Here is a 15,605-nt window from a genome sequence, read left to right on the forward strand (position 1 = left end):
CGAATTTCTTAATAATAGTGTCCAATATGATTGACAAACCTACAAATTCAAGATTTTTTCTCAAAGCTTTGCAAAATCCCTATCAAATAGTCATATCATATGTAACTTGTGAATATAATGTATGAAATAAATACGTTTTCTTTCCACATCGTTATTTTGCACAATAAAAAAACGCTGAAATATGCTTAAACGTTTCAGAAATATCTTCGCAAACACCGAATAATCCAACTTTCCCGATCAAATGTCTATCATATTTTCATATCAGGATAATATTTTAACAATATCATATGTCACAGCACACTTTTCAACAATTATTATTCGAAAACGTTTAATGAACAGGCTGTTTGATACTTTTTGTAATTTCACATAACATAATCGAATACAAAAGAAATGTTTATATACATTTTTCACATACCACACAGCCCGGTTTCATATACCCCTCAGAAAACGCAGTGCATTTTCGCAGCTTTTTGATCGGTCTGTCAGCTTCTTCGTAACAAATCGATTACAATTGTCCAAATAGCGTTGTTAAAATGCACAAAAGTAAAGTTGAAAAATTGGCTAAACCTCCATAATTTATTACAGAGGGCATAAAAATGCGAAAAAAGACTTGAAATTATGCCGAGAATATTGTATATTTTTATTAACGGAAACGTTTGAAATAAGTTTTCACGGAAAACATCAAGCGTAAACGTTTAAAATCTACGGAAAGGCGGAAATATCATTGGTTTCCTTAAAAGACATTTCCGTTCGCTGCGGAGTATCCGTCGCAACCGTAAGCAAAGCCCTCAACGGCCATAAGGACGTAAGCGAGGCAACAAGAGAAAGACTTATGAAAGCCGCCAAAGAAATGGGCTACTTCCCAAATTCTCAGGCAAGAGCTTTAAAGACCAACAGGACCTATAATCTTGGGGTCATGTATCTCGACGAAGCAGGAAGCGGTCTTACCCATGAGTTTTTCGCAAAGGTGCTTGACAGCTTTAAGACTACGGCTGAAGCAGCAGGATATGATATAACCTTTATAAATAGAGATGTGGGCAAGCAGAAAATGTCTACATATGAACATTGCAAATACCGCAATGTTGACGGTGTTATCATTGCCTGTACGGATTTTACGTCGCAGGACGTGTACGAGGTGATAAACGGAGATATACCGGTGGTCACGATCGACCACATCTTCGATTGCAGAACAGCGATCATGTCCAATAATGAAAAAGGTATGGAAGAGCTTATCAACTATGTGACGAAGATGGGGCATAGGAAGATCGCTTTTATCCAGGGCAACAAATCGGCAGTAGCCGAAAGACGTCTGGCAGGCTTCTATAAAGCTTGTATGACAAGAGGAATTTCAGTTGAACCCGATTGGATACTTAACGGTGATTATCACAACCCTGATCTGACTTATAAGCTGACAAAAGAACTTCTTAGCAGAGAGAACAAACCGACCTGCGTTTTCATGCCCGATGATTATTCAGCAATGGGAGCTTTTAATGCAGTCAAGGAAATGGGCCTTTCAGTACCGGAGGATATCTCGATAGTGGGCTACGACGGAATAGCTTATTCACAGCTTCTCTCTCCAAAGCTTACGACTTATCTTCAGGACACAGACCTTATCGGTGTAACAGCAGCAAAACAGCTGGTTTCACTGATAGAAAACCCACAGACCACCTTTAAAGAGGTGATAACAGTCGACGGAAAGCTGCTGGAAGGCGGCTCGGTAAGCGACATCAACTAACAAACGGCATTAATTTTCCGCAGAAATGCTGCGGAGCAAATCAAATAAACTAATGCGATTTTAAGGAGGAAAATTATTATGGCAAATCTTAAGAAAGTACTTGCAGGTTCTTTGAGCCTCTGTCTGGCAGCTTCAATGTTCACAGCTTGCGGCAGCACAGATTCATCTTCAACATCTGACAAGAATGGCGGCAGCACATCAAAGGCTGGCAACAACACAGGCATCAACAACAGCTCTGACAGAGTAAACACAGCTGAGCTTCACGGTGTGGATTCATCAGAGGATTCAAAGAAGACTCTTACAATTTACTGCTGGAACACAGAGTTCAAGTCAAGACTTGATAAGTACTATCCACAGGGCACATCAAACGAGCTTACATACAACGAGCTTGCTGATGGTTCTAAGGAGATCGCAACAATCAACGGCGTTAAGTTGAACTGGGTACAGGTTGAAAACGAAGGTAACGCTTACCAGACAAAGCTGGACGAGGCTCTTAAGGGTCAGCAGGACAGCACAGAGAAGGTAGATATGTTCCTTATGGAAGCTGACTACGCTCTGAAGTATGCTAACGGCGACGTTGCACTTTCTATTCAGGACCTCGGCATCACAGACGACGATATGTCACAGATGTATCAGTACACAAAGGACGTTGCAACAGATACAAAGACAGGCGAGCTGAAGGGTGTATCATGGCAGGCAACTCCAGGTCTGTTCCTCTACAACACAAAGATCGCTGAGGACGTTCTCGGCACAAGCGATCCAGAGAAGGTTCAGGAAGCTGTTAAGGATTGGGATACATTCACAGCAACAGCTCAGAAGATGGCTGACAAGGGCTACAAGATGGTATCTGGTTTCGATGATACATACAGATGCTTCTCAAACAATATGTCTAGCCCATGGGTAACAGACAACAAGATCACAGTTGACCCACAGATCAAGGCTTGGGCTGACCAGACTAAGGAATACACAGACAAGGGCTACAACAACAAGACTTCCCTTTGGGACGACGCTTGGGCTGCTGGTCAGAAGATCGACGGCGGCGTATTCGGCTACTTCTTCTCAACATGGGGCATTCCTTTCACACTTCTTCCAAACACAGTTGACGAAGAAATCAAGGCTGATGGTTCAAATGCTAAGGAAGGCAACGGCGGTTATGGTCTCTGGAAGGCTTGCTCAGGCCCACAGGCTTACTACTGGGGCGGTACATGGATCTGCGGCGCTATCGACTCCGATAACCAGGATATCGTTGCTGATATCATGAAGGTTATGACTTGCAACAAGGACGTAGCTAAGGCTATCACTGAGGGCGAGCAGGACTACACAAACAACAAGGCTGCTATCAAGGAGCTTATCGACGGCGGTTATACAAACGCATTCCTCGGCGGACAGGATCACCTTGCACTTCTTACAGAGGCTGCTGACAAGATCTCCCTCGAGAACAAGCTTTCTGCTTATGACCAGGGCTGCAACGAGAAATTCCAGGGTGCTATGAAGGACTACTTCCTCGGCACAGTTGATTCATATGAGGCTGCTCTTGAGAACTTCAAGAAGAACATCACAGACCTCTATGGTAACCTTACTTGCGATTTCTAATCGTATAAAAAACAGTATCTAATTAAATATAGGGGGTGGAGGTTATCCCCCCCTATTATTTATTAATCTCACGAAAGGAATAGGTATACTTATATGAAGAGAAAAAGCATAAGCTATGCCAAGTGGGGATATATTTTCCTTATCCCATTCTTTGTAGTTTACATCATCTTCTCACTATATCCTCTGTTCCAGACTTTCTATTACAGCTTTACTGACTATGTTAAGGATCAAGGTTCTATCGGCGGTGGCTGGACAAGACAGGCTGTCGAGGTGACACCAACATTCTGCGGTTTTGATAACTATTCAACAATATTCACATCAGGAAGTGATCTGCTTCAGTCATTCTGGAATACGATCATTATGTGGATCGTAGGATTTATCCCACAGATCGTTATCTCTCTTATCCTTGCAGTATGGTTCACTGACCTTCGTCTTAAGATAAAGGCTCAGGGATTCTTCAAGGCTGTTATCTATCTTCCAAACGTAATCATGGCATCTGCTTTTGCATTTCTGTTCTACAGCTTGTTCAGCAGAGGCGGCGCTATCTATGATCTTATCAAGGTACCACTCCTTGAAAGCGTTTGGGGATCAAGAGGTGTAGTTGGACTCATCAACTTCATACTTTGGTATGGTAATACAACAATTCTTCTTATGGCTGCTATCATGGGTGTTGATACATCACTCTATGAGTCAGCACAGATCGACGGTGCAACTTCCAGCCAGACATTCTGGAAGATCACAATTCCGCTCATCAAGCCTATCATGTCATATGTTCTTGTAACATCACTCATCGGTGGACTTCAGATGTACGACGTACCTGCCCTCCTCACAAAGGATATGGGTAACCCTAACGGAAAACTTAAGACCGTCGTAATGATAATCCAGGCAAATAAGCAGGGCGACATCGGTAAGGCGTCTGCACTCTGCGTAATAATCTTTATCGTTTCCGCTGTTATCGGACTTGCACTTATGTTTGCGTCTGCTGACCATGACGGAAAGAAGAAAAAGAAGAAAAGGGGGTAAGCTGAAATGCCAAGAAGTACTGAAATAGTTGGTGAAAAGACAAATAGTACTGGTCTTATCATACATAGGATAATAGCTTATGTTGTCCTTGTTCTTTTGGTCGTTGTTTCACTTTTCCCATTCTATCTTTTGATAATCAACGCAACACGAGGCAGATCACAGGCAGGTATCAGATGGTATCCTGACCACTTCCTCGCAACAAACTTCAAGAACCTTTTCAGCGGTTCAACAGCCGTAGCATACGGAAGCGTATGGCGTTCACTGGCTAACTCACTGTTCATATCAGCTTGTGCTTCATTGCTCAGCGTATACTTCTCAGCACTGACAGCATATGCAACACACGTTTACCAGTTCAAGCTGAGAAAGTTCGCAGATATGTTCATTCTCATCGTAATGATGGTTCCAACACAGGCTTCAGCTATCGGTTTCTACCAGTTCATGAACAAACTTGGCTGGACAGATACTTACATTCCGCTGATTGTTCCTGCTGTCGCAGCACCGGCTACATACTACTTCATGAAGCAGTATATGGCGTCTGCACTTCCGCTTGAGATCGTAGAAGCCGCCCGTATCGACGGCTGCGGAGAGTTCAAGACCTTCAACAAGATCGTTACTCCTATCCTCAAGCCTGCATTCGCAGTTCAGATCATCTTTACATTCGTAACAAACTGGAACAACTACTTTATGCCAAGACTTATTCTTACATCAAAGAGTAAGTACACAATCCCTCTGGTACTCAACGCAATGCGTTATGCAGGACCACAGGAGAAGGACGTGGGAATGTTCAGCTTGTACATCGTACTTGCTATCCTCCCTGTAGTAATTGTTTACCTTTGTCTTTCAAAGTTCATCATTCGTGGTGTTGCTCTGGGAAGCGTAAAGGGTTAATACGAAGCTTCAAACAGCGTACAGTTTTTCTGTACGCTGTTTTTTTTGCTCTATTCATTCCTTACTTCTCTTTCCTATTCACATAAAAGCTTCGTTTGCATACCTTTGCTATTGACCGTTATCTCCATTCTGCTCACTCTTTTCCCATTGACTCCATATCCCTTACAAATTATTTTATCCGTGATATCCTCACCGCAATACCCCTCATATGTGATATGCTCCACCAAATACTCCCTCTCTGCAAACTCTATCCTATCTTTAAGCCCGGCATCCACATTATTGAGCCACTGCTTATCAAGACCATAATACTTCTCCCTCGTGATACCATGTGGTATAGTTTTACCGCTTGAATAGCTATATCCATACTTCCCGTCCACATTTTTCATATATATCTTTGACAGCATCGTTCTCGTATCAAGCTGTTTGCCGTATTCAATAATACGCTGAGTACCGATATTCACCGAAAGGATACTCAGCGACACATTGACCTGCCTGTCCCCTCTGATATATGCACGCCTGCCATAAGCCTTGACCGCATATACGCCGATAGCCTCCCACAGTGTAGACTTCTCTTTGATGTTCACATAGTTCACAGTGTTAGTTCCACTCTCGTAGGTTATCTCGCTTGAGGGACTGTAGCTCTTCATAATATCCGTCAAACTCACCTTAGACCATACCCCAGGTTCAGGCTCGTTCTGCCCCAGCATAAGTGTTATCCCACGGCTTATAAGTTCAAGAACAGTTTTTCCGCCTCTCACCCTTGTTCTGATGTAATCCGCAGGACCGTAGTGCATACGCCTGCTGCCTATATAAAGTGCCACACGCCTGATATTGTTAAGATTTATACTGTTATTCAGAACGACAGACGCTTTAAGTTCACTGTATGGCGTGTAGCGGTCTTTCACAAGCCTTGCTGATACAATGTTTCTATAGTCCAAATTGCCACTGCCAATAGTTTCAAACCTGATGTAGATGTCTGCCATTATTTCGCCCCCCTAAGCTTTATCATAAGGCTTCCGATTATCCTGTCAGGCTGAAAATCCATTTCTATCTCTGAGAGTATGTATCCGCTGTATAAGACCCCGTCTGCCGTGAAATTGATCGTCTTTCCTCCGTTCTCGCTTAGAGCAGCCCAAGCGTAAGCCTTGTCCGACGGAGCGATCCTGCCGCTGAACTGAAATATCTCCGCCGCCTTGCCTGAGATATTTCGCAAAATACCATTCACAGCCTTTGTTTCCTCCTGAATGTAACCTCCGCTTCGCTTAACTCCGTCCATGTAAAATGACCGTGTGCCTATGTCAAGCTTTATCTTTCCCTTTTTACTCACTTATATCCTCCTCACTGCAAATGCCGATACTAAGCTCTGCCTGCCTTTCGAGCCTGTGAAGGGGCAATGTCTGAACTGCGCTTCCAAGCTTTGCGCTCTTTACATTCAGAACCTCGCTTTTTGCAAGCTCCGCCATAACGCTTTCACACTTTTCCTGAAGCTCCTCCATGTCATCGTATTTTCCTGCCTTGCCCATGAGCCGCAGGTCGATATGACATATATACTCAGTGTAAAGCTTTTTGCCGCCCTGCCCAATGACTTCATCGACCACATCATAGCCTTTAAGTCCATAGAAGCCAATTGCTTCTCCGCTGTGCAATAGACTGTCAGCCGAAGTGTATTCACCCATTGCAGTAAAGCCTGCTCCGTCAAGTATCTTTTTTATCTCTGCCGCCATTTCTGTCCAAACTGTCATGGCTCGTCCTCCTTCCTAATATGCGATAACGGCATTGAATACAAAGCCGTCCTTTGAGAAAAATCTTTCCGCCCTTGAAACTGCGCTGTCACGAAGCTCTCTTGCCGCCTTTATCCTGTTCTCCTCGTCAAAAGCCTCCACCGCCTTGCCCTGTGCCGTAAACATGACCTTGTATTCAGCGGCTTTCAGACAAATAAATCTGTAAAAGACCTCCGCTGCCGCCGCAAATTCGCATATAGCCGTCCCGCCCTCAGCGACCATTCGCTCCTGGTCAACAGCCTTTTCCATTTCGTCAGCACACACCGTTATAAGCCCTGCATACACCTCAGCCGACGTGCTGTCAAGTCCGCTTAGCTCCATGAAATTGCTTTTTACATTGTCTTTGCTTATTGCCATTTTCCTGCTCCTTTCAAAAAATATACCCGCCCACCGTCCCTTTTTCATTATCCTCTCAGCTTACTTTGTAGTTTTCAGCGTCTTTACAGCACCGCTCGTAAGTACAGAGAAACCTGCAAGCACTGAGCAAACGATCTCGTTGCACTGATTTGTAAGAAGCTTATCGTAGTCCACGATAACATCTCCTCCAAGCACCATTTCAACAGCACTGCTCTGGTCGATGCCCACCGCAATACCGCCTGTGAGCTGAGGGCATTTTACAAGCGTTACACCATATGGCGTCTGAACTGTGCCGCCTGCCATATAGTCGCCAATGCAGTATTTCATCTCGTCCATAGCAAGGATCTTAGCCATAACATCAGGAGTACAGATCATGGTCGTCATGTTGAACTCGCCCATGGAAGCCCAAAAGGCCGCCAGATCAGCGTAAGTAAGCTCGCTGCCAATAAGAGTCTGAGCTGTAATACCTCTTGTTATCTCAGTCATGGCAAGACTGTTCACATCTCTGCTTATAGTCGCCCCAAGGTTTTTCAGCACCACGCCGAAAGCCTCAAGCTTCTGCTTCCTTACAGACTCAAAAGAACAGTTAAGACGTCTTGCAAACTTTGTAAGAGTCTTACTGGAGGTGCTAAGTCTGACAGTTGTGATAGGCACATTTCCACCCTCTGACACAACGTCAGTTGAACCTGACTTTGTAACGTTCAGACCTCTGAAATCAACTCCGTCAGTGTATGAAACAGCCGCCGCTACCTTGCCCATGATAGAAGCCTCGTCCATGCCCTGCTTGACAGTGCGTCTTATGTACTCAGGGAAAAGCACTGCCGACTCAGTGGAAATGAAGAATTTTTCCACTCTGTCAGAATTTGCACCCTTTACCTTGATGTCAAAACGCTTGAGCTGTCTTTCAAAAGCGTCAAGACCTTTAAGCTCGGTGTTCTCATAGTTTGCGTCAGGATCAAGCTCAGCCAGCGCCTGTGTGAATGTCTTGCCTGTGATAGAATAAAGTCCCTTTTCAAGTTTGATATTGTTGTACATATTATTTTCTCCTTTTCGATAATTAAATTTGTCCGTTTTTTTGTACTGATTTAGATGTGCGTTTTCTAATGAACTCAGCCTGCATCAAACCCTCTCTTTCACGGGCGACCCAAGATCGCCCCAACAAATGTTACGCATTTTCGCTGTTTTGCAGGTGAGAAACATATTTTCCCTGACACCTGAGCCCCTATCTCCACATTGTCATCACCTCCTTTCACATCTGCCCCTTACATTTTGTAATCCCCCGTGATAAAGCTCTCCCTTTCAGCTTTGTAGACCTCCTCATTCTCAGCCGCCTGCTTTTCAAGCCTGCCACGGAAGTCGATAAGCTCCGTAACTGTCATAAGCTCCGCAAGTTCTTTCACACGCTTTGCACTCATAAAAGGCTTGCAGAAATAGCTGAGCCTTAAAACGTCCTTTTCAAAAGCTTCCCTCGCAAGGGCAAGCTCATAGCTCTTGTCGGTGCTTTCATGCTTCTCCCTTAACGCAAAACGCTTCGTTACCCCTGCGTTCACCTGTGCAGGCACTGCCACGAACGACCACTCGTAAGCGTCAAGCGGCTCGTCAAGAATGTGATAACACAGCTTACCGCCGTATTCTCCGCCCTTTTCATGGTCACAGCCGCCCTTGTACATATCCGCTCCGCATACAGAGCAAAGCTTCTTTCCCATGGTGCAGCTAACGGATACCTCTTTCTTTATTCCGCCCTGAATCTCGCTTATAAGGTCGCCGTTAGAAGCAGTTCGCACCATGTAAGCCTTTGCCATAAGCCTGCGGTAGACCTCTCCGTCTGTCGTAGTTTTCTCAGGCAGAGTTTCCACCCAAGTGTCGAATATTCTGGCAGTCTGCTTTGAGCTTTTAGGGTCATGGTCAAAAATACCCGTTCTGCCCTTAAAAAGCTCCGCAAGCTTCTCCAAAGCGCCTGATGAAAACTTTTCACCATCTCTGTCAATGTCATTGTCACAAAGCGCCACCCTGAAAACAAAGACCTTGTCCTCCGTGAGCGGCTCTCTCGCATAGCCGTTTATCTTTTCAAGCTCCTCGCCTGATACTGTTTCGCTCATTGCATTTCCTCCTTTTTTCTCTCGTTCTCTACCCTTTCGTTTTCAAGCTCCGCCGCCTTAGCCTGCGCATTGTAAAGCCTTGACTTCGCCAACGCTTCCTCGTCCTGAAGATTTATGTTGTCCCACTCTATCTCCACCCCACAAGCATATCCGTTAAGCCTTAAAAACGCCTCGCATATCTCTCTGAGTATAGGTTCAAGCAGTCTGCGGTAATATTCAAGCTCGCTTGTGAGGATATCCGATTGCTGTGCAGACATTCGCTCAGTGGTTGACCAGTTCAGCCCAAGCAAAAACGGTGGTATTGAAAGCTTCGCTACAAGCTGTTCCATAAGCTGTCTGACAGGTATCTCCGTGTCTATCATCTGATTGTCAGCGCCTATGACCTTTATGTCCACATCACCCACAGCCACAAAGTCCTGCACAGAGCCGTTTCGTGAGGCTCTCATTCCCCTGCTCCATTCCTGAGCTATCTGCTCTGCACGCTCCTTGGCTCTCGCCCTGTCGCTCTCCCCCTCAGGGTGATAAGTCACCGCATAGCGCACGTTTCCTACCCTGTCGAAGTTCTGCCCCATGCACTCGTAAATTCGCATAAGTATCTCGCTCAGCGCAGGCAATCCACGGAGTATGGACACACCGTCAGGGTGCTTAGGACTAGGATTGAGCGCCGTGTAAAGCAGTTTTTCAGGACTTCTTACCGGTATCTCCTCACCGCTTCCCATGTAAAAAATACGTTTTTCAAAAGCGTTCCTGCCCTCACGCACTCTGTACAAAGTCGGGTCGCCAACATATATCCCTTTTACCTTGCCTGTTCTGTAATCTGCATATATCCTGCCTATCGCCTTGCCATATGTAAGCAGTGAATCCAGATACATATCCGCAAAAGTGTAAATGGACTTTCCCGACACCCCCACGGAAACCTCTCTGCAAAACCTGTCAAGCTCCACCTGCGCCCTCTCGTCACAAGCCGTGACCTTAAAGCCCCCTGTGAGCCTTATTATCTTGCCGAAACAAGCGTCGATGATCGGCACGTTCGCCCTGAGCGCGTCATAAAGCTCCTGCTGAAAAACCCCCTCAGGCGCAAGCCTGTAATGAAACCCCGACTCTCTGTCAGAGCCTGCCGTGTTCGGCACAAATTCACGGACCTTCTTTCTGAAAATACTCATTTTCTCTCCTTTCTTTCTGTACGCTTTTTTGTACTAATGTTCAACTGTCAGTACAAAAAAGCCGTCCTTTTCACGTCCCAGACATTCTGCTGCAAAGTATCTCATATCGTCCATGGCGTGATCGTTCTCTTTCACAGGTGCGTCCTTTCCTGCCTTATCGTCCCAGCGGTAAAGATTTATCTCACGAAGCGTATCACGACACCTGCGGTTTATCCTTATCCTGCCGTCCTTTATGCAGTCTGACACAAGCCTGATACCCGAAACAACATCGTTCTTTGCAGGCTGGACAGTGTATTTTCCGTGCCTGCGTATGCACTGTATGAACGAAGCCGCCGAGGGGTCGCAAATGACCTTTTCGATGCAAAGCCCGTCGGCAAGCTCTTCAAGCCCCTTGTAATGCTCCTCGTCAGTTTTCTGCATACCTTCACGTCGAGAATCATAGTAATACTCCCTGAGCCTGTACCACACTCCGCCACTCTCGCCCCAAAGCCCGAAGCTTGAAGGATTTACAGTGCCGTAATCACAGCTTATAACATACCGCTCGCACTGTATTTCACCATCAAAGACGTTTTTCTCCTCGTCGAACATAGGGTAAACAAGCCCCTCTGCCGCCGTCCATTTGCCAAGCACAAAACGCTCGTAAAACGTCCCATTGTATATCCTGTGATAGCGTTCTATCACCGCCCTGTCAAGGGTCGGATTGTCCTCCAGCACAAAATGTCTGTAGATAAGCCGTTTTTCCTCAGCCTTGTCTATCCACTCTTTCTTGAACCAGTGGTAAGGATTGTCAGGATTGCAGTTGAACCACAGCTTGCTCCCCGCCACCGAACACCTTGCCACAGCCTGCTCTATAAAGCTTCTGGGCATAAGTGCCGCCTCGTCAAGAAGCACCCCCGCAAGGGTCACGCCCTGGATAAGAGAGGGCGAGCCTTCGTCCCTGCCGCCAAAGTAGTAAAACCTGTTTTTCCTGCCGCAAAAGCTCACGTCCATATAGTTTTTTGACGTGACCTCCACAGCCGTCATGCCCATGGCTTTCATATACTCTCTGAGCGCAGGCAGGATATTCCTTTTCAGCGACACGATAGTTTTTGAGCATAGCCCAAAAATGCACTCGTCAAAGTTAGTCATCGCCCATGTCATAAAAGACGCCGACAAACAAAAGGTCTTGCCCGATCTGACCGCACCGTCACAGATTATCCCGTCGTAATCACTAAGATCCCGTGCCGTCCACCATCTGAAAACAAACCTCTGATTTTCCGACAGCCTTGTTATTTTCACAAGCTATCACCGTCCCTGCCGTAAATGCTCTCGATAAGTCGCTTCGACTCACCGCCGCCGTCAAGCTGAGGCGCAAGCTCCCCAAGCTTTTCCAAGGCTTTCTGCCTGTCAAAGAACTTGATCTCCAAAACGTTCTTTCCGCTGATCTTTATCTCGCTCACGTTAAAAAGATCCATGCCCATGATGTCCCTTGCCGTCATGTTCTCAGCGTCAAAAACAAGCTTTACAGCGTCATTCACCGCCCCGAAAGCTATCCTGTTAAGCCCTCGCTTCACATAAGAAAGGGTGTCGCTGTCAGCCTCCTCCAGCTTTTTAAGCTCCGCCTCCGTTTCTGCCGAGTGCAGAAGCTCAAGCCCCCTGTCCTCAGCCTCCTCCGCCCTTGCACCGGTGTGCAAAGCCGCTTCACGAAGATTTCTCAGATAGAAGAAAAATCTCGCAAATCTTTTCTGTTCGCCTGCCATATCGTTCCTCCTTTTTTAATTTCTGCGAAAGATGTCCGCCGTATCTTAACGGCTCTCAAAAAACATCTCTCACTTATCCCGAAAAATGCCCCTTTTGTTGCATAAAAAATGCAACAATTGCAGAAATGTTGTCAAATTAAATCATTTATCATTTGTTTGCATAAATCGACCTGCCCAAAACTGTGCAAAAGCCACATACTTTCATGAACAGAAAAACTGTTTGTAAAAAGAAATACTTTGAATTTCCGAGCCGTTTCGTACCCTCACTGCACCTTATTTCAGACAAATATGTAAGTCATGCGAAACTTTCAATATACCTTATGAAAAAAAGTATATATTACTTGACAAAAGCCGAAAAAATAGTACAATAGTAAGTGTATGACACAAATTTGAAGAACAACGCAGGAGGTAAAAATATGAAAATGAGAGGTATCTATTCCTCAGTAACAGATATCAGACGAAAAGTCTTTACAGAGGTGGCAAGACTTGCCTATGAAGAGGGCGATTATGCCGAAAAGATCGCAGAGCTTCCTTATAAAATAGTACCGGGAAGCAAGGCTGTTTACCGTGAGTCTATCTTCCTTGAAAGAGCTATCGTTGAAGAAAGGCTCCGTCTTGCTATCGGTCTGCCCCTAAGACCGATCGAGGAGCATAAGTCTGTGGCTGACGGCATTGAAGAAAGTGCGATCGCAGAAAAGTATTACGATCCACCGCTTGTAAACATAATCAAGTTTGCCTGCAACGGCTGTCCTGAAACTCATTATCATGTTACCGACTGCTGTCAGGGCTGTCTTGCACACCCATGTCAGGAAGTCTGTCCAAAGGGTGCCATAACCATCAAGCACGGCAAGTCAGTAATAGATCAGTCTAAGTGTATAAAGTGCGGCAGATGTCAGAGTGTCTGTCCATACAATGCAATAAACAAAATGGAAAGACCATGCGCAAGAGCCTGCGGCATGGACGCTATCGGCTCAGACGAAGAGGGCAAGGCAAAAATAGATTATGACAAGTGCGTATCCTGCGGAATGTGTCTTGTAAACTGCCCATTCGGCGCTATCGTAGACAAGGGACAGATATTCCAGCTTATAACAGCAATGAAGAAAAAGAAGAAGGTCATCGCTATCGTAGCACCTGCATTTGTAGGTCAGTTCGGACCAAAGGCAAGCCCTGAAAAACTCACAGCGGCAATGAAGAAGCTTGGCTTTGCAGACGTGGTCGAGGTAGCAATAGGTGCAGACCTTTGTTCCATCGAGGAAGCAAAGGACTTCATGAGAGAAGTTCCTGAACATCAGCCATTCATGGCGACATCATGCTGTCCTGCATGGTCAGTAATGGCGAAGAAGCTTTTCCCTACCCTTGCCCCATACATTTCTATGGCTCTGACGCCAATGGTACTTACAGCAAGAATGCTCAAAAAGGACGATCCTGACGCTTGTATCGCATTTATCGGACCATGTGCGGCAAAGAAGCTTGAAGCTTCAAGACGTACTATCCGCAGCGACGTAGACTTTGTGCTTACCTTTGAGGAACTCATGGGAATGTTCAATGCCAAGGGCGTAACATTTGAAGACATCACAGACGAAGAAAAGGTAGATCTTTGCGAGGGTACAGGTGACGGACGTGGCTTTGCAGTAAGCGGCGGCGTAGCAAAGGCAGTAGCAGACGTTATCCACAAGCTTGACCCGGAGCGTGAGGTCAAGGTAGTATCAGCGCAGGGACTTAAAGACTGCCGCAAGCTTCTCACACTTGCGAAAGCGGGCAAATACGACGGCTATCTTCTCGAGGGCATGGCTTGTCCTGGCGGTTGTGTAGCAGGTGCAGGAACGCTTCAGGCGGTAGAAAAGAGTACAGCGCTTGTAAACAAATATGTAAAGGACGCACCTTTACAAAACTCTCTCGACTCCAAGTACGAGATCAATCTTGATCTTATCACCGAGCCGCATGATGACAAATAAGAGATAAAATTGAAACGGACAGCGTTATGCTGTCCGCTTTTTGACTATATGTATTAAATAGAATAATTTCAGAATTAGAACAACAAATCTTTTTATGGTCACCAACATAAAGCAACTCTCAAAACAAGAAATAGGAGGAGAAAAGAAATGGGTCTTAGGTATAGAAAAAGCATAAATTTAGGTGGAGGATTTAGAATAAATCTTAGCAAATCAGGAATTGGTTACAGTTGGGGTGTTAAAGGATATCGTGTTACTAAAACCGCCAAAGGAACTAAAAGAACAACTGCATCAATTCCTGGCACAGGAATTTCATATGTCCACGAAAGCAGTAAAAATAACAAAAGTCAATCTGAAAATAGATATCCAAAATCAATAGACAATAATCATTATGATACACAAAATATCATAAATAATGTAGCAACTGCATTGGTATCTGAGGGATTGGAAGATATGCTGGCTTCTGCAAGTAAAACATTAAAAATTAATAAAGTATCAACTATTGGATTGTTGATATCTATTATTTGCGGTTTTATTTTTCCCGCAATGTTTCTATTTACCGCTATTTTTCTCGCTTTAAAAATCTATGTCAAAACAAAAGGCACTATTGATTTAGATTATTCAATTGATGAAGATCAAAAATCCATTGTAGATGAGCGAATGAAACCAATGATTAAGATTACTCAATGTACAAAAGTTTGGCGAATAATGCAAACTAGCAAAGTAATTGATAAAAAGTACACTTCTGGTGCTAGTAACACAGTTAATAGAACAGATTGTCAAACCTCAACGAAAGCGCCTTTTCCGTTTAAGGCTAACATTCAAGTTGCCTCTTTTAAGGCTGGAAATGAAACCTTGCTATTTATGCCTGATAAGCTCTTTATTATGCAAGGAAGTAAGATTGGTGCATTGAATTATTCAGATATATCCTCAAATAAATATACAACACGTTTTGTTGAGAGTGGAAACGTACCTAGGGATGCTCAAATAGTCGATAAAACGTGGAGATATGTCAATAAGTCGGGCGGTCCAGATAGACGATTTAAAGATAACAGAGAGTTGCCGATTTGTTTATATGGAAAACTTGAGCTTCATTCAAGGTCTGGACTTAATACAGTTATTATGTACTCTAACGCCAAAATCAATAATTAATTATCTTGCAAAGTGCGGCGCTGCCATTCCTCACTCCTCACTCCTCACTTAAACTCCCCTCCTCACTTAAACTCCCCTCTGTAGGTTTGTCAATCATATTGGACACTATTATTAAGAAATTCG

15 protein-coding genes are annotated in these 15,605 nt (G+C 44.8%); 6 read left to right on the forward strand and 9 right to left on the reverse strand.

Annotated features, from left to right (window positions below):
* The first annotated feature begins 724 nt into the window (after positions 1-724).
* From DW015_RS12310 to DW015_RS12325, 4 genes are all read left to right on the forward strand, one after another.
* Positions 725-1,735 carry a LacI family DNA-binding transcriptional regulator gene (locus DW015_RS12310; RefSeq protein WP_117905831.1) on the forward strand — a complete coding sequence of 337 codons (1,011 nt, stop codon included), beginning with the start codon at positions 725-727 and terminating at the stop codon, positions 1,733-1,735.
* A gap of 78 nt (positions 1,736-1,813) precedes the next feature.
* Positions 1,814-3,328, forward strand: a complete 1,515-nt coding sequence (locus DW015_RS12315) for a carbohydrate ABC transporter substrate-binding protein (protein ID WP_117865286.1) — start codon at positions 1,814-1,816, stop codon at positions 3,326-3,328.
* A gap of 93 nt (positions 3,329-3,421) precedes the next feature.
* Complete coding sequence (locus DW015_RS12320) at positions 3,422-4,351, forward strand: sugar ABC transporter permease (protein WP_117877229.1); 930 nt, start codon at positions 3,422-3,424, stop codon at positions 4,349-4,351.
* Between the two features lie 6 nt (positions 4,352-4,357).
* On the forward strand, positions 4,358-5,239 hold the full coding sequence (locus DW015_RS12325; protein WP_117897547.1) for a carbohydrate ABC transporter permease: 882 nt from the start codon (positions 4,358-4,360) through the stop codon (positions 5,237-5,239).
* Positions 5,240-5,313: 74 nt separating this feature from the next.
* Here DW015_RS12325 and DW015_RS12330 read toward each other — a convergent pair whose 3' ends face one another.
* The 9 genes from DW015_RS12330 to DW015_RS12370 form a co-directional block, all read right to left on the reverse strand.
* Positions 5,314-6,222: a hypothetical protein gene (locus DW015_RS12330; RefSeq protein ID WP_117905832.1), complete on the reverse strand. Its 909-nt coding sequence runs from the start codon at positions 6,220-6,222 to the stop codon at positions 5,314-5,316.
* Positions 6,222-6,566 carry a hypothetical protein gene (locus DW015_RS12335; RefSeq protein WP_117905833.1) on the reverse strand — a complete coding sequence of 115 codons (345 nt, stop codon included), beginning with the start codon at positions 6,564-6,566 and terminating at the stop codon, positions 6,222-6,224. The genes DW015_RS12330 and DW015_RS12335 overlap by 1 nt, the downstream gene beginning before the upstream one ends.
* The gene (locus DW015_RS12340; protein ID WP_117857983.1) at positions 6,559-6,981 is read right to left on the reverse strand and encodes a hypothetical protein; all 423 of its coding nucleotides are present in this window, start codon (positions 6,979-6,981) and stop codon (positions 6,559-6,561) included. Before DW015_RS12340 ends, DW015_RS12335 begins: the two co-directional genes overlap by 8 nt.
* Before the next feature lie 15 nt (positions 6,982-6,996).
* Positions 6,997-7,377 carry a hypothetical protein gene (locus tag DW015_RS12345; protein WP_022287532.1) on the reverse strand — a complete coding sequence of 127 codons (381 nt, stop codon included), beginning with the start codon at positions 7,375-7,377 and terminating at the stop codon, positions 6,997-6,999.
* A 60-nt stretch (positions 7,378-7,437) separates the two neighbouring features.
* On the reverse strand, positions 7,438-8,412 hold the full coding sequence (locus DW015_RS12350) for a hypothetical protein (RefSeq protein ID WP_117905834.1): 975 nt from the start codon (positions 8,410-8,412) through the stop codon (positions 7,438-7,440).
* 227 nt (positions 8,413-8,639) lie between these two features.
* Positions 8,640-9,476, reverse strand: coding sequence for a hypothetical protein (locus tag DW015_RS12355; protein WP_117905835.1), 837 nt, complete (start codon positions 9,474-9,476; stop codon positions 8,640-8,642).
* A complete protein-coding gene (locus DW015_RS12360) occupies positions 9,473-10,639 on the reverse strand; it encodes a phage portal protein (protein ID WP_117905836.1) in 1,167 nt (388 codons plus the stop codon). Before DW015_RS12360 ends, DW015_RS12355 begins: the two co-directional genes overlap by 4 nt.
* Positions 10,640-10,672: 33 nt before the next feature.
* Positions 10,673-11,917, reverse strand: a complete 1,245-nt coding sequence (locus DW015_RS12365) for a PBSX family phage terminase large subunit (RefSeq protein WP_117905837.1) — start codon at positions 11,915-11,917, stop codon at positions 10,673-10,675.
* Entirely contained in the window at positions 11,914-12,378 is a 465-nt protein-coding gene (locus tag DW015_RS12370) for a terminase small subunit (RefSeq protein ID WP_022287537.1), read from the reverse strand. Before DW015_RS12370 ends, DW015_RS12365 begins: the two co-directional genes overlap by 4 nt.
* A gap of 422 nt (positions 12,379-12,800) precedes the next feature.
* On the opposite strand from DW015_RS12370, the gene DW015_RS12375 reads away from it, so the two are divergent.
* Both DW015_RS12375 and DW015_RS12380 read left to right on the forward strand, forming a co-directional pair.
* Complete coding sequence (locus tag DW015_RS12375; RefSeq protein WP_041337749.1) at positions 12,801-14,333, forward strand: 4Fe-4S dicluster domain-containing protein; 1,533 nt, start codon at positions 12,801-12,803, stop codon at positions 14,331-14,333.
* A 147-nt stretch (positions 14,334-14,480) separates the two neighbouring features.
* The gene (locus DW015_RS12380; protein ID WP_117905838.1) at positions 14,481-15,482 is read left to right on the forward strand and encodes a DUF4236 domain-containing protein; all 1,002 of its coding nucleotides are present in this window, start codon (positions 14,481-14,483) and stop codon (positions 15,480-15,482) included.
* The last annotated feature ends 123 nt before the right edge of the window (positions 15,483-15,605 follow it).

Origin of the sequence: Ruminococcus sp. AF37-20 (assembly GCF_003460465.1) — a bacterium.
GTDB lineage: Bacteria > Bacillota > Clostridia > Oscillospirales > Ruminococcaceae > Hominimerdicola > Hominimerdicola aceti.